General features: G+C 71.2%; 19 protein-coding genes. 11 read left to right on the forward strand and 8 right to left on the reverse strand.

From position 1 onward, the window contains the following. Positions 1 to 3: 3 nt before the first annotated feature. Positions 4 to 909 carry a WXG100-like domain-containing protein gene (locus tag ACW9TB_RS15990; protein WP_472748810.1) on the reverse strand — a complete coding sequence of 302 codons (906 nt, stop codon included), beginning with the start codon at positions 907 to 909 and terminating at the stop codon, positions 4 to 6. A gap of 49 nt (positions 910 to 958) precedes the next feature. Then, positions 959 to 1,330, reverse strand: a complete 372-nt coding sequence (locus ACW9TB_RS15995) for a YbaB/EbfC family nucleoid-associated protein (protein ID WP_472748811.1) — start codon at positions 1,328 to 1,330, stop codon at positions 959 to 961. Positions 1,331 to 1,540: 210 nt separating this feature from the next. On the opposite strand from ACW9TB_RS15995, the gene ACW9TB_RS16000 reads away from it, so the two are divergent. After that, positions 1,541 to 2,143 carry a DUF1707 SHOCT-like domain-containing protein gene (locus ACW9TB_RS16000; protein WP_472748812.1) on the forward strand — a complete coding sequence of 201 codons (603 nt, stop codon included), beginning with the start codon at positions 1,541 to 1,543 and terminating at the stop codon, positions 2,141 to 2,143. A 118-nt stretch (positions 2,144 to 2,261) separates the two neighbouring features. Here ACW9TB_RS16000 and glpX read toward each other — a convergent pair whose 3' ends face one another. After that, the gene (glpX, locus tag ACW9TB_RS16005) at positions 2,262 to 3,296 is read right to left on the reverse strand and encodes a class II fructose-bisphosphatase (RefSeq protein ID WP_472748813.1); all 1,035 of its coding nucleotides are present in this window, start codon (positions 3,294 to 3,296) and stop codon (positions 2,262 to 2,264) included. An 82-nt stretch (positions 3,297 to 3,378) separates the two neighbouring features. Between glpX and ACW9TB_RS16010 the strand changes: the two genes are divergently transcribed. Then, on the forward strand, positions 3,379 to 3,984 hold the full coding sequence (locus ACW9TB_RS16010) for a TetR/AcrR family transcriptional regulator (protein WP_472748814.1): 606 nt from the start codon (positions 3,379 to 3,381) through the stop codon (positions 3,982 to 3,984). 64 nt (positions 3,985 to 4,048) lie between these two features. Next, positions 4,049 to 4,582 (forward strand): DUF4245 domain-containing protein, encoded by a 534-nt coding sequence (locus ACW9TB_RS16015; protein WP_472748815.1) that lies wholly within the window; start codon positions 4,049 to 4,051, stop codon positions 4,580 to 4,582. 89 nt (positions 4,583 to 4,671) lie between these two features. On the opposite strand, the gene ACW9TB_RS16020 is transcribed toward ACW9TB_RS16015, so the two are convergent. Continuing rightward, complete coding sequence (locus ACW9TB_RS16020) at positions 4,672 to 4,902, reverse strand: exodeoxyribonuclease VII small subunit (RefSeq protein ID WP_350971911.1); 231 nt, start codon at positions 4,900 to 4,902, stop codon at positions 4,672 to 4,674. Positions 4,903 to 5,046: 144 nt separating this feature from the next. Between ACW9TB_RS16020 and ACW9TB_RS16025 the strand changes: the two genes are divergently transcribed. Further along, positions 5,047 to 5,517, forward strand: coding sequence for a GNAT family N-acetyltransferase (locus ACW9TB_RS16025; RefSeq protein WP_472748816.1), 471 nt, complete (start codon positions 5,047 to 5,049; stop codon positions 5,515 to 5,517). Here the strand turns inward: ACW9TB_RS16025 and xseA are convergent. Both xseA and ACW9TB_RS16035 read right to left on the reverse strand, forming a co-directional pair. Beyond that, positions 5,495 to 6,703: an exodeoxyribonuclease VII large subunit gene (xseA, locus tag ACW9TB_RS16030; RefSeq protein ID WP_472748817.1), complete on the reverse strand. Its 1,209-nt coding sequence runs from the start codon at positions 6,701 to 6,703 to the stop codon at positions 5,495 to 5,497. The two genes, ACW9TB_RS16025 and xseA, sit on opposite strands and share 23 nt — an antisense overlap. 27 nt (positions 6,704 to 6,730) lie before the next feature. Next, a complete protein-coding gene (locus ACW9TB_RS16035) occupies positions 6,731 to 8,365 on the reverse strand; it encodes a hypothetical protein (protein ID WP_472748818.1) in 1,635 nt (544 codons plus the stop codon). A gap of 112 nt (positions 8,366 to 8,477) precedes the next feature. Between ACW9TB_RS16035 and ACW9TB_RS16040 the strand changes: the two genes are divergently transcribed. Next, the gene (locus ACW9TB_RS16040; RefSeq protein WP_472748819.1) at positions 8,478 to 9,446 is read left to right on the forward strand and encodes a 4-hydroxy-3-methylbut-2-enyl diphosphate reductase; all 969 of its coding nucleotides are present in this window, start codon (positions 8,478 to 8,480) and stop codon (positions 9,444 to 9,446) included. A gap of 133 nt (positions 9,447 to 9,579) precedes the next feature. On the opposite strand, the gene ACW9TB_RS16045 is transcribed toward ACW9TB_RS16040, so the two are convergent. Together ACW9TB_RS16045 and ACW9TB_RS16050 are read right to left on the reverse strand one after the other, a co-directional pair. Continuing rightward, a complete protein-coding gene (locus ACW9TB_RS16045) occupies positions 9,580 to 10,107 on the reverse strand; it encodes a DUF6542 domain-containing protein (protein WP_472748820.1) in 528 nt (175 codons plus the stop codon). Between the two features lie 136 nt (positions 10,108 to 10,243). After that, a complete protein-coding gene (locus ACW9TB_RS16050) occupies positions 10,244 to 11,548 on the reverse strand; it encodes a DNA recombination protein RmuC (RefSeq protein ID WP_472748967.1) in 1,305 nt (434 codons plus the stop codon). Positions 11,549 to 11,811: 263 nt separating this feature from the next. Here ACW9TB_RS16050 and ychF point away from each other — a divergent pair, with 263 nt between their 5' ends. The 6 genes from ychF (at position 11,812) to ACW9TB_RS16080 (ending at position 19,670) form a co-directional block, all read left to right on the forward strand. Continuing rightward, complete coding sequence (ychF, locus tag ACW9TB_RS16055) at positions 11,812 to 12,900, forward strand: redox-regulated ATPase YchF (protein ID WP_472748821.1); 1,089 nt, start codon at positions 11,812 to 11,814, stop codon at positions 12,898 to 12,900. 868 nt (positions 12,901 to 13,768) lie between these two features. Further along, a complete protein-coding gene (locus ACW9TB_RS16060; protein WP_472748822.1) occupies positions 13,769 to 14,512 on the forward strand; it encodes an NIPSNAP family protein in 744 nt (247 codons plus the stop codon). 118 nt (positions 14,513 to 14,630) lie between these two features. Next, positions 14,631 to 15,089, forward strand: a complete 459-nt coding sequence (locus ACW9TB_RS16065) for an Rrf2 family transcriptional regulator (RefSeq protein WP_472748823.1) — start codon at positions 14,631 to 14,633, stop codon at positions 15,087 to 15,089. Positions 15,090 to 15,509: 420 nt separating this feature from the next. Further along, positions 15,510 to 16,538 (forward strand): conjugal transfer protein, encoded by a 1,029-nt coding sequence (locus ACW9TB_RS16070; protein ID WP_472748824.1) that lies wholly within the window; start codon positions 15,510 to 15,512, stop codon positions 16,536 to 16,538. Between the two features lie 151 nt (positions 16,539 to 16,689). Continuing rightward, complete coding sequence (locus tag ACW9TB_RS16075; RefSeq protein ID WP_329093688.1) at positions 16,690 to 16,965, forward strand: hypothetical protein; 276 nt, start codon at positions 16,690 to 16,692, stop codon at positions 16,963 to 16,965. A 47-nt stretch (positions 16,966 to 17,012) separates the two neighbouring features. Then, positions 17,013 to 19,670: a TcpE family conjugal transfer membrane protein gene (locus ACW9TB_RS16080; protein ID WP_472748825.1), complete on the forward strand. Its 2,658-nt coding sequence runs from the start codon at positions 17,013 to 17,015 to the stop codon at positions 19,668 to 19,670. Positions 19,671 to 19,703: the final 33 nt, after the last annotated feature.

A 19,703-nucleotide genomic window follows, 5' to 3' on the forward strand; every position in this document is an offset into this window, starting at 1 on the left:
AGGTCAGCCCGCTGGTTTGTGGGCCATCGTGAAATAGAGGAGGGCTCTGCCCAGGGTCTCCTTCCACGTGGGGACGAGTTCCCCGTAGCTCTCCCCCTTCATGAGGTCGTACGCGGGGCCGTATCCGATCGAGCCTCCGGCCATCCTGCCCAGGAACGCCTGCACCTCGGCGTTCTTGGTGATCATCTTGATCCCCGGGGCGGCGACGTCGGACACGCCGTAGAAGGCGATCGAGGCGGCGAACTCCTTCAGCGCCTTCTTCGCGTTCTCGTCGAACGACCCCGGGTCCTCGCCCCGCAGGGCGTGAACACCGGCCACCGTGGCCACGTCCCCCACGGCGAAGAACATGCTGCCGATCGTGTACTCGGTGAGTTTGGTCAGCACGGTCTTCGCGATGGCGTGTTCGAGCAGCTTGGCGAAGATCTTCGCCTGCGCCCTTCGCATGAGGAACTGCGCCAGCTGCCCGGCGGCCCCGGCCTGCCAGGGAAAGGTGGTGAGGAAGACGAAGCTGGCGAAGTTCGCCAGCGCCGCCGTGCGGTAGGCGTGCTGCGCCGTCTCGATCAGCTCGGCGTACTCCTCGCACGCCTCGCTGTTCCGACGGCAGACGAGGGCGAGCCGGCCGGGGAAACTCTCCGCCGGAGGCTGCGTGTAGAGCTCGGAGGTCATGGCCCTCTTGAACGCCTCCACCCCCTCGCCCTGGTTCTTCTGCCACACCGTCGCGGCGGCCGGGTAGGTGTTGTCGGGGCTCTCCTCGATGCGGTTCGCGAGCTGGGCCCAGACCTTGGCGGCCCGGCGGGCGCCGTCGGGGTCGCCGTCCGGGTAGTCGACCGCGAGCATCTTGAAGACGAACGCCGCGAGGCCCAGCGTTCCGAAGCCGTATACCGAGACGCGCCCGGGACTGATGTTCATCGGAGGGCGGCCTGTGACCGATCACGCGGAGCGCGAGGCCGTACCGCGCTCACCGGCTGTCCAGGGGCGGCAGGGGCGGCAGGGCGGTTTCGAGCAGGGTGTCGGCGATGAACGGGCTCACCAGTTCCCTCGACCGTTCCCCGGCGTCGCGGGCCGCCTCGGCGGACGCCTGGAGAATGGCCTCGGCCAGTTCGCCGGAGCCGAGCCGCATGGCCCGAGGGTCGATCGTGAGGTGGGTGAGCGCGCCCGTCGTCGACGCCTCGGCGACGACGCGGCCCCGCGCCGCCTCACCCCTGCCGCGGACCTCGGAGATGCGCTCCTGAAGTTTCTCAAGCCCGGTGATCTCGTGGCGGAACTGCCCGAGCAGCCTGTTGAGCTCCTCGTCGCCGCTGCCGCCGAGAATTTCCATGGGTGATCTCACAGCGCTCCTGGACATCGGGATGGTCGGGTGCCTGAGGTGAACGGTTACGACCGGGCCCTTTTCCCGCCGTCGGATCGACGAGGCGACCCCGGCCGTCACCAACGTAGATCACAAACGTGGCGATTATCAATCCAACCGGTAGGTATAGCAGGTTTTCCGGCCTGTCTCCTCGGACGCTCCTGTCGGCCCCGCGGGAATTAGGGTCAAGGGGTGGAGAATCCCCGGCCGCTCGCGAACCGCCGTCACAACCATGAGCCCGCTCCCGCCGACCTGCGCGCGGGCGACGTCGACCGTGAACGGGTGGCCGCCGTGCTGGGCGACGCGCTCGCCGACGGGCGCCTCAACCACGAGGAGCACGACGAGCGCACCGGGGCCCTCTACCGCGCCCGCACGCTGGGAGAGCTGTCCGCGCTCACCGCCGACCTGCTCCCGCCCGAGGCGCAGCCGCTCCGCACCGACGTCCCCCCGGTGGCGGCGCTCTTCCGCTCCGAGGAGCGCTCGGGCCGCTGGGTCGTGCCGACCCGGTTCACGGCCACCGCGATCTGCGCCAACGTCAAGCTCGACCTGTGTGACGCGCTGCTCCAGTCCAGCCACGTGACCCTGCACGTCACCGTGATGGGCGGCACCCTCACCCTGATCGTCCCGGAGGGCGTACGAATCGAGATGCCCGCGTCGGCGTTCATGGGGGGCAAGAAGAACCAGGTTCCCGCCTCGCCCGACGGGCCGGTCATCGAGATCACCGGCCTTGTCACGCTCGGGAGCATCGTGGCCAAGTCTCCCAGGCGGCCCCGCCGCTCCTGGTTCCGCCGCTGACCCCGGCTTCCGGGCGGCGGCCGACGCTCGTCTCCGTTCCCGCGTCGGCCACCGTCGCTCTCCCGCCGGGAGTTCATGAGCCCCTCGCCGGGGGCGGTCCCGGCTCCGGCGCCTGTTCTCAGCTGGCGCTGTCGAAGTTGATCGCGCTGTAGGCCCGCAGCTTCCAGAGCTGGTGCTCGCTCTCGATCTTCCGTATCGTCCCCGAACGGCCACGCATGACCAGGGAGTTGGTGATGGCAGCCCCCGCGCGGTAGCGGACGCCCTGCATCAGCTCGCCGTCGGTGATCCCGGTGGCCGCGAAGAACACGTCGTCGGACCTGACCAGGTCGTCGGTGCTCAGCGTGGCGTCGAGGTCGAGGCCCGCGTCCAGCGCCCGGCGGCGCTCGGCGTCGTCCTGCGGCCAGAGCCTGCCCTGGATGACGCCGCCCAGGCACTTGAGCGCGCACGCGGCGATGATGCCCTCCGGGGTACCGCCGATGCCGAGCATCAGGTCGACGCCCGTACCCACCCGGGCCGCCATGATCGCACCGGCCACGTCGCCGTCGGTGATGAGCCTGATCCGGGCGCCGGTCTCCCGGATCTCCCGGATGATCTTTTCGTGGCGGGGACGGTCGAGAACGACCACGGTCACGTCCGAGGGCACCCCGCCCTTGGCGCGGGCCACCGCGGCGATGTTGTCGGCCACCGGCGCGTTGATGTCGACCGACGAGGCGGCCTCGGGCCCGGTGACCAGCTTGTCCATGTAGAAGACGGCCGACGGGTCGTACATCGAGCCGCGCTCGCTGACCGCGATCACCGAGATGCCGTTGGGCATGCCGAGCGCGGTGAGCCGGGTGCCGTCGATCGGGTCCACGGCCACGTCGCACGCCGCGCCGCTGCCGTCGCCCACGTGCTCGCCGTTGTAGAGCATCGGCGCGTTGTCCTTCTCACCCTCGCCGATCACCACCACGCCGCTCATGGACACCGTGTTGATCAGCTGGCGCATGGCGTTCACCGCGGCGCCGTCGGCACCGTTCTTGTCACCCCGCCCGACCCAGCGGGCACCGGCCATCGCGGCCGCCTCCGTGACCCGGACCAGTTCCAGAGCGAGGTTGCGATCGGGTGCGTGCTCTCCCGCGGCGAGGGCGTCGGGAACGGACGTCTCATCGGACATGGTGGGAAACCCCTCTCGTGGTTAATGCAACGATCGTAGTTGGCCCCCCTCTGACCGGTCGGCGGAGGATAATGTGCCCACCATGAGCAGCGACACGGAACGACTGGTGAAAGGCGTGGGTGCGCGGACCTCCGAGCGGGGTGCCGCCACGCGCGTCGCGCTCCTGTCCGCCGCGAGGGAGATCTTCGTCACGAGTGGTTTCGCGGAGACCGGGGTCACCGACGTGGTCGCCCGCGCGGGAGCGAGTGTCGGAAGTCTTTACCATCATTTTTCCGGCAAAGCCGACCTTTACCTCACGCTTTTCGAGGAGTTCCAGACCCGCCAGACCCAGCGGACCAAGCAGGCGGTCCAGGACGCCAGGGCGGAGGGTGAGGGCGACCCGATGCGGCTGTTCATCGCCGGGGCCCGCGCCTACCTGGAGGGCTGCCTGGCCGAACGGGAGATCTCCGCGCTGTTCCTGCGCGGGGACGGGCCGCCGGGGTTCGAGGTCATCATGCGCGACCGGCTCCGGCAGTGGGCCAAGCGCAACGCCGCCCTGTTCGAGGGGGACGAGGGAGCGCTGGTCGTGGTCCTCACCGGCGCGCTCGCCGCCGCGGTCTCCGAGGTCGCCCTGTCCGACGACGAGGACGCCTCCCGGGCCCTCGCCGAGGACGTGCTGACCATCATCGCCCAGATCCGCCGCGCCTGAGAACCGCCCGGATCCGCCGCCCCCGAGGGCGGACCGCCCTCCCGAACGGATAGTGTCGACAGTCGTGCGAAAGTTCACTCAGGGCTTCTACGGCTATGTGGTCGCGATGGCGGTCTGTCTGGGCGCTGTCGGCCTGTTCCTGCTGATCACGCCGCAGAGCAGGACCGAGCACATCCCGAGGGTCGACTACTCGATCGCCCTCGCCGACCTGCGCCGCACGGCGCCCTTCCAGGTGTGGGCGCCCGAGCCCGTCGCCGCCGGGTGGGTCCCGAACAGCTCCCGGAACACGAACGTGAACGGCGTCACGACCTGGAGGCTCGGCTTCGCCACCGCCAAGCGCTTCCACGCGATGCTCGCCCAGAGCGACGAGAAGCCCGCGGCCGAGTTCGCCAACCGGCTCGCCAACACCTCCACGGTCACCGGCACCGTCCAGATCAACGGCGTGACCTGGGAGCAGCGCGTCCGCGAGGACAAGAACCAGCGTTCCCTCGTACGCTTCCTGCCGGACGTCACGATCGTCGTCACCGGCACCGCCCCGTGGGACGAGCTGTCCTCCCTGGCCGGGTCCCTCAAGCGGCAGCCGAGAAACACGTCCTGACGTTCTGGCGTCCGCTTCGCCGTGAGGGGCGGAGACGCGGACGCCGATCGCGGAGGTGGCGCGGCTCGGGGTCGTCCGGGCCGGGCCGCTCAGAAGGGGGCGTCTCCGGCCGGGTCGGGTTGCCGCCGCTGTGCCATGGCCGCCGCGAGCTTCACCCTGGCCCCCTGGAGCCACTCCTCGCAGACCGCGGCCAGCCTCTCGCCGCGCTCCCAGAGCTCGATCGACTGTTCCAGCGTGAGCCCGCCCGCCTCAAGACTGCGGACCACCTCGGTCAGTTCCTCGCGCGCCTGCTCGTACGACGGTGTCTTCTCATCGGCCACGCACCCCACCTTAGGACGTGCCCCGAGGATCTTCAGCCCGTGCCGCCCACCCGGCGCGGTTCCGTCGAGGTGCCCGCACGCGGATGATCCACAGATGCCTCCCCCGGCCGCTCCACCGGGGCGTACGGCTGGAAGAATGCCCTGGTGAACGTTCGTGAGGCGACCTCAGAGGACATTCCCGAGCTGGTGCGTCTCCGCGAGGTGCTGGCCGACCGGATGGCCCAGGACGGCAGTTACCCGATCGAGGAGGCGTGGCAGAGGAGTTACGCGGAGAGCCTCGAAGAGCGGCTGGGTAGCTCCGACACGGCCGTCTACGTGGTCGACGCCCCCGTGGCAGGGCTGGCGGCCTGCGGGATCGGCCTCATCTTCCAGCGCTTCCCCGGCCCCTCCCTCCCCGACGGCCGCTACGGCTACGTCCAGGGCATGACCACCGACCCCCGCCACCGGCGCAGGGGTCACGGCCGGGCGATCATCGGAGCCCTCATGGAGTGGTACCGCGACAGCGGGGTCCGCAGGGTCGACCTGCACGCGACCTCCGACGCCGAACCCCTCTACCGGCAGTTCGGCTTCGTCGACGACGGCTACCCCTCGCTCACGTGGCGGTCTCGCTCCTGACCGTCACCCGGTCGTCGGGGAAGCGCACCGTCAGCTCGTCACCGGGGGAGACCTCGCTCGCGAGACGTACGACATCGCCCGAGGGACGCTGCACGATCGCGTAGCCCCGCTCCAGCGTGGCGGCGGGAGACAGCGAGACCAGACGGGCGCGCAGGTGCTCCAGCGAATCCTGGGCCCGGTCCAGGGAGGCGGTGAGGGAACGTCTCGCCCGGTCCCTGAGCTGCTCGGCCTGCTCGGCCCTGCGCTCCACCTCGCGTACCGGGTCGGCGAGGGAGGGGCGGGAGCGGGCCGCCGCCAGCCAGGCCGTCTCGCGGTCGAGCCAGCCGCCCGCCACCCTGCGGCCCCGGTCGCGGAGCTGGCGGACCAGCGTCATCTGCTCGCCGACGTCCGGAACGACCTTCTTCGCCGCGTCCGTCGGCGTGGACGCGCGCACGTCGGCGACCAGGTCGAGCAGCGGATTGTCCTGCTCGTGGCCGATCGCGCTCACCACGGGCGTACGGCACGCCGCCACCGCCCGGACGAGGGCCTCGTCCGAGAAGGGCAGCAGGTCCTCCATCGACCCGCCGCCCCGCGCGACCACGATCACGTCGACCTCGCCGTCCGCGTCGAACTTGCGCAGCGCCTCGGTGACCTCGCCGACCGCGTACGGCCCCTGCACGGCCACCGGCTCGACCTTGAACCGCACGGCGGGCCAGCGGCGCCGCGAGTTCTCCAGCACGTCGCGCTCTGCGGCCGAGTCGCGGCCGCAGATCAGCCCGACCGTGCCCGGCAGGAACGGCAGCCGCCGCTTCCTGTCGACACCGAAGAGCCCCTCGGACGCGAGCAGCTGGCGCAGCCGCTCCAGCCGCGCCAGCAGCTCGCCGACCCCGACCGGCCGCAACTCCAGCGCGGTGAACGCGAAGGAACCTTTGTTGACCCAGAAGTCGGGCTTCAGATGGGCCACGATCCTGGCGCCGTCGACCGGCCGGGGGAGGGTCGCCTCGTACACGCCGCGCGGGCAGGTGACCCGGGCCGACACGTTGGCCACCGGGTCACGCAACGTCAGGAACACCGTGCCGCCGCGGGCGGTCAGCTCGGTGATCTGCCCCTCGACCCAGACGGTGCCGAGCTTGCCGATCCAGCCGCCGACCATCTGCAACACCGTGCGAACCGGGAGGGGCTGCTCAGGGGTGGTCTTCGAGCTCATGGCCGGGAGCCTACGCGCCGGGCGTGACTATTCCGCGGTCTCCAGCTTGGCCAGGCGGTTCTCGTACATCCGCACGACGGCCTCGCGGTCGGAGGTCGCCCGCTCGTAGGCGATCAGCTCCCGGATCTGCGTGGCCGTCCTGCCACGCATCCGCGCCCGCAGGGACGCGACCGTCAGCTCCGCGTAGCCGGGCAGGGGCTCGGCGGGGGTCTCCGAGACCACGGTGGTGGCCGTCGCCGCGGGGGCTTCGGCCGTCGCGGTGGTCGTCACGGTGGAGGGCTCGGTCGCCGTGGTGGTCGTCACGGTGGAGGACCCGGCGGCGTCGGCCGCCTCGGGTGCGGCGACCCTGGTCTCCGTCACCTCGACCACCGCGGCGTCCGCGGTCTCGGGCTTCGCGGTGTCGACCTTCGTGACCTCGACCTTCGCCGCAGCGGGGGTCTCGATCGCGGTCTCCGCGGTCTCCGCGGTGTTCGCCGTGGCGCTCGTCAGTGCGCCGCTCTCCGCGCTCTCGGCCACGGCCTCCGCCGGGGCGGCCTTGGCGGTCGTCTTGCGGGTCCTGGTCGCCCTGGCCTTCGGGGCGGCCTTGGCGGCCTCGGGCGCGGTGGCCTCGGACTCCACGGTCTCGGCGACCGGGGGCTTGGCCTTGGCCCGGGTGGCCCTGGGCTTCCTGACGGGGGCCTCGGCGACCGCGCTCGCCTCCGCGGCCTGGGGCTCCGCCGCTTCGGGCTTCACTGCTTCGGGCTGCGCTGCCTCGGGCTTCGCGACGGGAGCCTTGGCCCTGGTGGCCCTGGTGGCCCTGGGCTTCTTGGCGGGAGCCTCGACCGGGGCGGCCTCGGGGGCCGTGGCCTCCGGGGTGACGCTCCCGGCGACCTCGGGCTCGGTGGCCGGGACGTCGGTGGCCGGAGCCTCCGCGACCTTGGCTTCGACGGCTTCCGCGGGCTCGACGGTCTTGACGGGCTCGACAGACTCGACGGCGGCCGGGGCTTCCGTGGTGGCCGGGGCCTGTGCGGCCTTCACCTCCACGGTGGCGGGGGTCTCCGTGGCGGCGGCCTCGGGGGTCACGATGGTCTCGGCGGGCTTCGCCGGGGTGGCTTCGGACTCCTGGGCGGTCTCGGACTCCGGGGCGGCGGCGGGGGCCTCGGTGGTGCGAGGGGCGGCCGGAGCCTCGGTGGTTTCCGCTGTGGCCGAGGCGCCGACCGCCTCGGTGGTTCCGGCGGTGGCCGAGGTGGCGACGGCGTCGGTTCCGGCGGTGGCCGGGGCGTCGACGGTCTCGGGAGTCTCGGGAGCCTTGGCCTCGGGAGTGGAGGGCGCCGCGACGTCGGGCTTGGCGGGGCTGAAGATGACCGGGTCGGGGGCGGTCCTGGTCCCGTTGCTCTCGGCGGCGGGCCTGCTCGCGGCCTTCTCAGGGCGCGGCGCGAAGATGACGGGCTCGCGGCGGGTGGGCTTCCCCGCCTGGTCCGAGGTCTCCTCAACGGTCTTCGCGGGCTGGTCGTCGACCGTCCCGGGGGCCTCGCCCTGGCCGGAGGTGCCCTTGAACCTGGTCCGGACGCGGTCACCGAGGAGCAGGGCCTGGCCGACCCCGCTCAGCGCGCTCTGCAACATGTGCAGCGGCAGGTCTTTTGCCTTTTGTGTGACATTGCGAATCATGTCGGGGACTGACATGTCGTCTCCCTGGGAGGTCTGTATCGAGAAGGCTAGTGTGGCAAGACTTGTGCCGCATGAGCTTGTGGGGCGTGTGGGCTGTCTCGCGGGCGTGTCCACGTAGCATAAGAGCATGACTTCAGACACCCCCGCGACCCGACGCGTACTAGTGGCGAAGCCCCGTGGTTACTGCGCGGGGGTTGATCGTGCGGTGCAGGCCGTGGAGAAGGCACTGGAGCAGTACGGCGCTCCGATCTACGTCCGTAAGCAGATCGTCCACAACACCCACGTGGTCAAGACGCTGGAGCAGCGCGGAGCGATCTTCGTCGAGGAGACCGAGCAGGTGCCCGAGGGCGCGATCGTCGTCTTCTCCGCCCACGGGGTCTCCCCGGCGGTCCACCAGGAGGCCGCCAGGCGCAGCCTCAAGACGATCGACGCCACCTGCCCCCTCGTGACCAAGGTGCACAACGAGGCCAAGCGCTTCGCCTCCCAGGACTACGACATCCTCCTCATCGGCCACGAGGGCCACGAGGAGGTCGAGGGCACCGCGGGCGAGGCGCCCGACCACGTCCAGCTCGTCGACGGCCTGCACTCGGTCGACACCGTGCGGGTCAAGGATCCCGAGCGGCTGGTCTGGCTGTCGCAGACCACGCTGTCGGTGGACGAGACGACCGAGACGGTCTCCCGGCTCAAGGAGCGCTTCCCCAACCTGATCGACCCCCCGAGCGACGACATCTGCTACGCCACCCAGAACCGCCAGGTCGCGGTCAAGGAGATCGCCGCCCAGGCCCAGCTGGTCATCGTCGTCGGCTCGGAGAACTCCTCCAACTCCAAGCGGCTGGTCGAGGTCGCCCTCGACCACGGGGCCGACGCCTCCTACCTGGTCGACGACGCCTCGCTCATCGACGACGCGTGGTTCGACGGCGTCACCACGGTCGGCGTGACGAGCGGCGCCTCGGTGCCCGAGGAACTCGTCGCCGAGGTCCTGGCCCGCCTCGCGCGAAACGGTTTCGGGGACGTCGAGGAGGTCGAGTCCGTCCACGAGAGCGTGCGCTTCGCGCTCCCGCACGAGCTGCGCAGGGACCTGCGCGCCACGGTCTGATCACGCAGATCCGGCCAACCGCCTCCCGGGGGCCCGTCACCTGACCGGGGCCTCTGAGAACCGGGGGCCTCCGAACGTCACCCCGCGAGGGGTGACGTACACGCGGGCCGGACGGGCTTCGGCCGCCCGCGCGTCACTGCCCTTCGCGCGGGGTGCCGTACACCTTGGGCTCGAAGTATCCCTCGGGCTCGGGGGCGAAGGCGGTGCCGTCGCCGCCGCTCCTGGGGCGGGGCACCGACGCCTTGGACGCCCTGAGCTCCTCGCGCAGCTCGCGGACGCAGCGGGTCAGGCCCCGGCGCCAGGCGATGACCAGCACCAGGAACGAGCCGCCGAACAGCCACGGGGCCCCCTGCGACAGCGCGGTGTACATGCCCAGGCCGAAGGCCTGCACGGGCGTGGCCGCGAACAGGGACCTGACCGCCTCGATGAACGCGGTGGTCACGAAGAAGACCAGGGGCGGGGACACCACCAGCGACAGCAGGTCCCTGCGGTTCACGAGTAACGCGGCGGCCACGCAACCGGCCACGAACGCCGCCCCGGTCAGCGCCGCCACCCCGAGCAGCGCCTGCAGCACGCTGCCCACCAGCGTGGACGCCAGCACGAAGGCCAGCGCGCCCCGGACGGTCAGCCGGATGCCCGCGGTCCGGTCAAGCTCACTCATGCGATCACCCCGCCGACCGGCGGCACGCCGCCTCGCTCTTCCACCACTCGCCCCCTGACCCTGCCCCTCGCGGACCCCGCGCCGTCGATCCCGCCGTCTCCAGTGTCCGGCCGCCGGAGCCTTCGGGGAACAGTTTTCAGGGCAGGTCGTTGGCCAACCTACCGTTCAGGCGGGATACGAGAGGCGGGCTTGGCTCCTCTCGCGCGAGCAGTTCCGGTGAGGTCAAGGCGCGCGGCAGGTCCTCGACCGCCTGAGGCGTGTCCAGGTCGGTCTCGACCAGCCCCAGGTCGTTCAGCTTGCGGGCGCTCACCAGCACCCTGGTCTCCAGCGAGCCGACGGTCCTGTTGTACGACTCCACGGCCCGGCTCAGCGAGCGGCCCAGGGCGTCGACGTTGCGTCCCATGCTGCTCAGCCGCTCGTACAGCTCCTTGCCGACCTCGAAGATCGCCCGCGCGTTCTCGCCGAGCGCGGCCTGCTGCCAGGCGTACTGCGCGGTACGGAGCATGGTGATCAGCGTGGTCGGTGTGGCGATGTGGACGCGGCGCCGCATGGCGTACTCCAGCAGGGCGGGGTCGCGTTCCAGCGCCGGGGCGAGGAACGCCTCGCCGGGGATGAACAGGACCATGAACTCCGGCGCCGGGCTGAACGCCTGCCAGTAGGGCTTCGAGGCGAGCCGGTCGACGTGGTCGCGCACGTGCCGGGCGTGGGCGTCGAGCCGGGCCGACTGGTGGTCGGGATCGGCCGACTCGGCGGCCTCCAGGTAGGCGGCGAGCGAGACCTTGGAGTCGACCACGATGTTCTTGCCACCGGCCAGCCGCACGATCATGTCGGGTCGCAGGACGCCGTCCGGCGTGGTGACGCTCACCTGCTCGTCGAAGTCGCAGAACCGCTGCATCCCGGCGATCTCGGCGACCCTGCGGAGCTGGAGCTCTCCCCACCGGCCCCTGGCCTCGGGCCGTTGCAGGGCCCGTACCAGCGAGCTTGTCTGGGCGCGGAGCTGCTCGTTGCTCTCGCGGACGACGTCGATGTGCTTGGCCAGCTCGGCGTGGGCGGCCCGCTGGCCCGTCTGGGTGTCGCGCAGCTGTGTCTCGACGCGGGCCAGGGTGTCCTTCAGCGGCTCGATCAGGTGCTCGACGGCCTGCTTGCGCTGCTCCAGCTCACCGGCCGCCTCGGCCCGGTTGGCGGCCAGCCTCGTCTCCGCCAGCTCCAGGAACCGCAGGTTGTTGACGTCGAGTGCCCGGCTCGACAGGGCCTGAAACCGTTCGGAGAGCTGTCCCTCGATGTAGACGACCTTCTCCTCGGCGATCTTCGCGCGGGCCTCGGCGTCGGCCAGGCGCGCCGTGACATCGGCGGCTCCCGAGGCGGCCCGCGCCCGGCCCAGCAGGAACCCGATCGCGAGTCCCGCGGCGAGGCCCACCGCGAGCTGGAAGGAGAGAGCCATGACATCCACCCCGGCATGATTCCAGGCCCGGCCACTCCTGGCGCGCCGACACGCTTCCGCACCGGAACGGGCTCGGCTCGCCCCCGTGGCTCGTCCGCGCTCCCGGGCCGGAACGGGCTCCGTCCGCACCCCCTCCGGGACCGGAACCGGCTCGGTTCGCACCCCCTCCCGCACCGGAACCGGCTTCGTCCGTACCCGTGACTCCCACCTGTGACCTGTCCGTGGCGGGTAGCAGTGGGTCATTCCGCGTAAACTCGGCTCACGTGAGCCTGAGCATCGGCATCGTCGGATTGCCCAACGTCGGCAAGTCAACGCTTTTCAACGCGCTGACGAAGACCGCCAACGCCCTGGCGGCGAACTATCCGTTCGCCACCATCGAGCCCAACGTGGGCATCGTCGGCGTTCCCGACCCGCGTCTTGAGAAGCTGGCCGAGATCTTCGGGTCCGCGAAGATCCTTCCGGCGAAGGTCGAGTTCGTCGACATCGCCGGTCTGGTCCGCGGCGCCTCGGAGGGACAGGGGCGAGGCAACCAGTTCCTCGCCAACATCCGTGACACCGACGCGATCTGCCAGGTCATCCGGGTCTTCAACGACCCCGACGTGACCCACGTGGACGGCGGCGTCGCCCCCGGGCGCGACATCGAGACGATCAACACCGAGCTGATCCTCGCCGACCTGCAGACGCTGGAGAAGGCGATTCCCCGCCTCCAGAAGGAGTCCAGGACCAACAAGGACCGCAAGGCCGCGCTCGACGCGGCGGAGGCGGCCTTCAAGCTCCTCGACGGCGGCACCACCCTGTACGCCGGGGCCAAGGGCGCGGGCATCGACCCGAAGGACCTGCGCGAGCTGCACCTGCTGACGGCCAAGCCGTTCCTGTACGTCTTCAACCTGGACGCCGACGAGCTGGTGGACGAGAAGCTCAGGGCCCAGCTGTCGGCGCTCGTCGCACCGGCCGAGGCCGTCTTCCTCGACGCGAAGATCGAGTCCGAGCTCGTCGAGCTCGACGACGCCGAGGCGCTGGAGCTCCTGCAGTCCGTCGGCCAGGAGGAGTCGGGCCTGACCCAGCTGGCCAGGGTGGGCTTCGAGACCCTGGGCCTGCAGACCTATCTGACCGCCGGTCCCAAGGAGACCAGGGCCTGGACGATCCGCAAGGGCGCCACCGCTCCCGAGGCGGCCGGGGTCATCCACACCGACTTCCAGCGCGGCTTCATCAAGGCCGAGATCGTCTCCTTCGACGAGCTCATGGAGACCGGCTCCATCGCCTCCGCCCGCCAGGCGGGCAAGGCCCGCATCGAGGGCAAGGAGTACGTCATGCGCGACGGCGACGTGGTGGAGTTCCGCTTCAACGTCTAGTGTCCCGCTGTCCCGCGTCAGAGGTTCGCCGGTGATGTCGGGTGAGTGATTCGAGGATCTCCTCTTTCATGTGAACGCAGGTGGACGGCCGAGGGGTGTCGTTCCACCGGCTGATGTCCCTGGCGAGGGCCTGCCCACTGTGGTGGGCTCCGTGCCTGTTCAGCTGGTCGGTCAGGAAGCCTGAGCATCGCTCGGCCTGATCGGTCCAGGAGGAGCCGGTGGGGATGGCGGGCCGGGTCCTGTGGGTGCCGTGGTTGCCGCAGACCAGGTGGATGTTCAGCCCGGCAGGGACGCCCTTGTCGACCGCGCCGGGCCATCAAGGTCCTTGACCGGTGGGCGGCCCCCTTGGGCGTCTGCTCCAGTGTCGCCACCACGACTCGCTCCACCCGGCCTGGTGTGATCAAGGGTGGGCGCTGTTCGTCCATCACCCCCTCCGTCGCGGTTTCACGAACCGGTCGCGCCACGTGGACACCGTGTCGCGATGTACCCGAGGATCCGCGGAGATCTCCCTGTGGTCCCTGCCGTCCGCGCACGTCAACACGATCTTGGATCGCATCGCCAGCACCCGCGGCGCCTTCGCCCGCTCCTGATCGGTCGGTGTCACCTCGGCCTTCGGTCGTCCCGTCCGCGCCGTGACGGCGGTTCAGGCTCAGCCGACAAATTTCCGCAGGACATCGACGGCCTCACCTCGGGCACAGCCGAGGGCGACATCCGCCGCGTCAAGTGCCCCAAGCGGCAGATGCTCCGAAAGCCCGTCCTCTCTCCGGCCTGGTTCACGGTCTCCGCGCTGGAGCGGGCTTGTCATGACCCGCTGCCGCACCTCTATGATGTTGTAACAAGAATAGTTACAAACTTTGAGGGGCTGCCAGTGGAACACACCTCGGAACCCGACGTGACCGGGGCGGCCACCGCCACGGAAGGAGGCGGGGGACCGGCGTCGTTCGCCGTGGCCGACGTGGCCGAGCTTCGTCGCTACCTGCTCCGGCCGGGCGGCTTCCCCGTGCTCAGGAGGCTGTTCGACGACCACTTCATCGCCGGGCAGCAGGACGCCGGAATGCTCGTCGGCACGATCTACGAGGACCTGGACCAACCCGACCGGTTCGTGTGGTGGCGGGCCTTCGCCGACATGGCGGACCGGCGGCGCGCGCTGGAGGCGTTCTACGGCGGACCGGTGTGGGCGGCACACCGCGACGAGGCGAACGGGACGATGATCGACAGCGATGACGTGCTGCTGTTGCGCCACACCGACCCGCCACACGCGAACAGGCTCGCCTCGGACACCCCGCTGGGCGCCACGACGGCGACGATGATCGTGCGCGGCGCCGTCGACCTGGGCGAGGGGACGTGGCTGCCCGACCTTCTCGAAGCCGTTCTGCGGGTTCCGGTGTCCACCTGGCGGACCGAGCCCGCGGTGAACACGTTCCCTCAGCTGCCGGTGCGCCCGGGATCGGCATTCGTCTGGACGGCCGACTTCGGCGACCCCGCCGAACTGGCGGTGGCACTGGACCGGCTGCACGCCCACCCCGACTGGAGGCGCTGGGCCGATGAACACGTCGGCGATGCCGAGCTCATGCGGCTGCGGCGCGTGACCACAGGAGAGGTCCGGCCGTGATTCGACCGCGGCACTCTGTCGACGACCGCCGCAACCGGGTCATGACCTGGATCCGAGCCGCCGACGTCTGAGCCCCGCGACCCCTTGTGCAACGATGATGGTTACACAAGGAGCCGACGTGTCCGCCAACAGCCAGTTCACCACCGCCGTCCACGCGCTGTGCTGGATCGCGCTGGCGGCACGCCGTGGTGAGTCGCCGATCACCTCGGAGCGCATCGCCGAGAGTCTCGCCAGCCACCCCGTGCTCGTGCGGCGGGTGCTCGCCCCGCTGCGCGAGGCCGGGGTGGTCGGTGTCCGACGCGGGCCGGGGTCGGGCTGGTGGCTGGAGCGGCCCGCTGAGCAGATCACCCTTCGCGAGGTTTACGCGGCGCTCGATCCAGGCACGCCGTTCGCCCTGCACCCGCACGAGCCGAAGCCGGACTGCCCCGTTGGTCACGGCATCCGGCCGGCGCTGACCGAGGTGTACGCGAGTGTGGAGATGGCGATGATGCGTGAGCTCGACGGGCACACGATCGCCGGAGTGCTGGAGCGTCTGCTGCACGCCTATCCGTTGCCGCCCGATCACGGGGTCGACTGAAACCCGGACGGGCCCACCTCGAAGTGCCAGGGGGGTACGGGCGTACTCGCCCCCGATCAAGGTGTCCGGCTAGGGCGAGCAAGTCCATTTCAAGGGGTTGTGACCCTGGGTGACGTATTTCGTGTTAAATGCGCAGGTCGCGACAGTCCGGGAGCCGTCTAGTTAGCAATGGGTGGCGTTTGAGTAATCAGCCCATGCGCTGGCCAGGGGTAATGCGTCTTTCACCGGGCATGGTCGGCATCGGCGGCCTCGCCGGGGTTCCAGACCCGGTTTGCTCAGTCATCACGATGCCTGCAGCATAGGCGTGGCTTTCCTGGAAGAATCGGCTGGGCGGCTAGAGTAAGTGCGTCACCATGGCCAAACGGGATCGGCGGCAATACGACACCGCACCGGCCGGGGATTGACGCGAGCGGAGGCGTGATGGCTCGAAGGTCGACGGTCCAGCGTGATCCCCGGATCGCTGGCGACCCTGAGCTGTCGGCATACCCGGACTTCCCCGACGACCCCGATCTCGATCGCGCTCCGGCGCGCGGGCGGGGGGCGTCACGCGGGCGCTGGTCCGGAGGAGGTGGCCGCTGGCTGGTGTGGACCGGCCGCGCCGTGCTCTGGGCGCTCATCGTCGTCATCGTCGTGAACGGGGTCCGCGCGCCCTTCGAGCGCTTCACCCAGCAGAGCGCCCCCTCCGGCGCGGTGCCCGCCGTGGGGAACGGATTCCCCACCGTCCAGGCCTCCGCCTTCGCGGCCCAGTTCGCCGAGGTCTACCTGAACTTCGACGGCGCCCGCCTCGCGGAGCGGGAGTCGAGGCTCGCCCCCTACCTGCCCGAGGGCACCGAGTCGCAGTTCGGCTGGGACGGTTTCGGCAGGATGAGCGCTGGAGCGGTGCAACCGTACGGGATCGAGGTCGTCGACGCCGACAACGCCGTCGTCACCGTCGCCTACCAGTCGGAGAACCGCCGCCAGCTCCTGTCGGTGCCCGTCTACCGCGACCGGGCCGCGGAGAGGTTCGTCGTCGCCGGGCGTCCGGGCATCCTTCCCGCGCCGAAGGCGGCCGACCTGCCGCCGAAGGCCGCGCCCGAGCGCGACCGCGCCGCGGAGCAGGAGCTGCGCACCCCGCTGGAAGACTTCTTCAAGGCATACGCGGGTGACACCGCCTCGCTGCAGCGCTACGCCGACGCCGGGGTCACCCTGGAGGGCTTCGGGGGCGCGTTCACCTTCCAGCAGCTCAAGGACCTCTCCGTCCCCCTCGCCGGTGGCACCACCCGAGAGGTGACCGCGACGGTCCTGTGGGGCGTGCCCTCGAAGGCGGCGCCGTCCACCGACCCGGAACCCGCCGATCCCGGCCAAATGGGGGGCAAACTAGAACAGGCCTACTTGCTCACCATGGTCAAGCAGGGCGACAAGTGGTTCGTCAAGGACATCCGCGGCGCATACCGATCTGTGGCGGGGTAACGCATGATCGGATGGTGCCGGTTTACGGTGAGCAGACCCCCCCTGATCGATGAGCCGTCGGTCCGGGTTCCCGCGCTTACGCGCCGCGGACCCGTCGCCGCCCGGCGGGCACGATCGTGAGTACGGAGGACAAGAAGTGATTCTCAAGACCATGTTGCTGAGCGCGATAGAGCTCGCTCAGCCCACAGCTCCTCCGGCAGGCGTCAACACCGAGGGCCTGGCCGACTTCCTCCGCAGCTTCTTCGCACCACTCTTCCTGGTCATCGTCTCGGTGGTGGCCCTCTTCTTCCTCTTCACCCGTGAGATCACAAGGTTCGTCCAGTTCATCATCCTGGCGATCGCCATCGGAGTGATCTTCTACGTTCCGAACATCATCGAGGTGACTGCCAAGGCGATCGCGGGCGCGCTGGGCATCTCGGGGGGTTGAGACCGGCTTCGAACGGTCAAACAAGGAGAGGCGGAGAGGAGGATCACGTGGATCTGCCCACGTACACCAATATCTGGAGGATCGAGAAGCGGCTCTACAAGCTGTACGACCTACGGCTGCCGATGCCGCTCCCGATTGTCTGGATCGGTGGGTTCGTGGGAGTGCTGGCCCCGTGGTCGCTCCTGCTCTACCTGCTCGGTCTGCCCTTCGCCGCCCCCTGGCACGTGCTCTACCTGGTGCCGCCCGGTGTCGTCACCTGGCTCTCCACCCGGCCGGTGATCGAGAGCAAGAGGCTCACCGAGCTGCTCCAGTCGCAGGTGCGCTACGTGGGGGAGCCGCGCACCTGGTGCCGGATGGCCCCCCTCTCCGAGCCCGCCGAGGTCGCGCTGAACGGCCGGGTCTGGCGGGCCGCGCCGAGGTACGCTGCCGTCCGGGTCAAGGCGTCGCGCAAGGCCCGGCACGCCCAGGCCAGGCGCGCCGCCGCCCGCTCGCGTGAGGTGCGTCCCGCCGTGGCCGCCGCGGCGGCGGCCGCCGCGACCGCTCCCGTGGCCCGCGAGCGCGTCGCCTGGGCCGAGGCCCACGCCTCCCGCCAGGGTGTCGCCCCGGCCCTCGGTCAGACCCTGGCCCTTGGTCAGACCCCGGCCGTCGAGACGTCCCGGGTCGTCGAGACGCCTCCCGTCGTCGTCCCCGCCGTTCTCCCCGTGTCCTCGGCGCCTTCCGCGCCCTCCCTGCCTGTTGTGCCTCCCGCGCCTTCTGCGCCCCCCGCGACCCTGCCCGTCGTGACCCCGACCCCGGTGCCCCAGCCCGTCGCGTTCGCCGACGCCGCCGGGGCCGCGTCGGGTACGCCGGTCCGGGGCCCGGCCTCGCGACCGCCCGCCGACCGCGCTCCGGCGGCCGGATCCGCCGCCGAGGGGAACGCGGGCGACGCGAGAGAGGACGCGGACAACGCGAAGGAGGACGCGGGCAAGGCGAGGGAGGACGCGCCGGTGGCGTCCGGCGCGACCGTGGCTCCGCCCGCCTCCATCGACACCGAGGCGCTGCGGCGCCTGCGCAGGCTCGCGGCCTCCGCCGAGGCCCAGCGCGCCGCCACGGCCCCGGCGACACCGGCCACACCGGTCGCGCCCCCCGTGCCCCCGGCACCGGTCGCGCCTCCCGCACGGGTCGCGTCCCCCGAGGTGGTCGCGCCCGCCGCGTCCTCCGAGACCGTCGCCCCCGCCTCGAAGACCTCCGGCAGGCAGCGGCCCGAGGCTCCGGCCGTGCCGCCGCCCTCGGTCCCCGGGGCGCCGCGGGTGGAGACACCGGCAGGCGCGGTGCCCGCCGAGAGACAGGCCGTCGTGCCCGACCCGGTCCAGAAGCCCTCCGTCCCGGCCGTTCCTTCCTTCGTGCCGAGGTTCGTCGGACCGGCGCCGATCGGGCGCCGCGCCGCGGAGGCCGCCGAACTCCCGCAACAGGACAGGCAGGACAGACAAGACAGGCAGGACGAGGAGAGCGCGCGGCGGCAGCACCGCAAGGGGCAGCCCGCGCCGATCGGGCGTCCTGTGGAACCGGCGAGGCGTCCTGCGGAACCGACGAAGCGTCCGGCCGAGACGGCGAAGGCGTGGCCGCCGGAGAGGCCCGCGGGCGCGCAGGCGGGTCCCGGCGCCCCGGCGGGTACGGGTGCCCAGGGAAGCGGCATGTCGATCCGCGCGGTCCCGTCCGGATCGGCCACGGCGGACCCGGTCACCCCGGCGGTGCCGGTGTCCGGTTCCCCGCGCGGCGAGGCCGAGACCAGGGTCCGCCGGGTGGAGTCGGTGGTCGGCCGAGACTCCTCGGGCGGCTGGCGGCGGCTGGCCCAGGTGGTGATCGGACCCGGCGGCGGTGGCCGTACGGACGGTTCGGAGGTCGACGAGGCGCGGGCCAGGGCGGTGTTCAGCGGCAGCCGACGGGTGGTGGTCCTGGGATGCACCGGCGGCGCCGGGCAGACCACGACGGCGCTCATGCTCGGCCACACCCTCGCCCGCTACCGGGAGGACCGGATTCTCGCGGTCGACGCCAGCACCGGCTCCCACGCCCTGTCCAGCCGGATCCAGGGCGAGTCGCCCGAGACCCTGACCTCCCTGCTGTCCGGGCTCGACAACGTCCAGGGGTATCTCGGCATGCGCGCCTACACCAGCCGCTGCGCCTCGGGGCTGGAGGTCCTCGCCGGAGACAGCGACGCCGGTGCCGAGCAGCGCCTGTCCGACCGCACGCTCTTCTCCGACCGGCGGCTCGGCCAGACGATGGACATGCTCGACCGGCACTACAAGATGATCGTCATGGACCCGGCCGCGGCTCTGGCCGCGCGGGTCCTCCCCTACGCCGACCAGCTCGTCCTCGTCGTCCCGGCCAGCGAGGACGGGCCGGACGCGGTGGCCATGACGTACGAGTGGCTCGACGGGCACGGCTGCGCCGACCTGCGCCACCGGGCGGTGATGGTGGTCAACGGGGTGAGCCGCCGCAGCATGGCCGACGTGGAGCAGGCGGAGGCGGTCGCGCGGGGCAGGTGCCGGGCGATCGTCCGGGTCCCCTGGGAGGACGCCCTCGCCCCCGGCAGGGCCGATCGGGTGGAACCGTCCCACCTGAGGGCACCGGGCCGCCGGGCGTACCTCGCCCTGGCCGGTGTCGTCGTGGCGGGCTTCGGAACGGTTCAGGCGGGTCGACCCAGCGAGGAGGAATTAGCCCAGTGATCCCCCGGGCGCGAGGAGATGTGGTGAGCGGGC

The organism is Streptosporangium sp. H13245 (assembly GCF_055690525.1).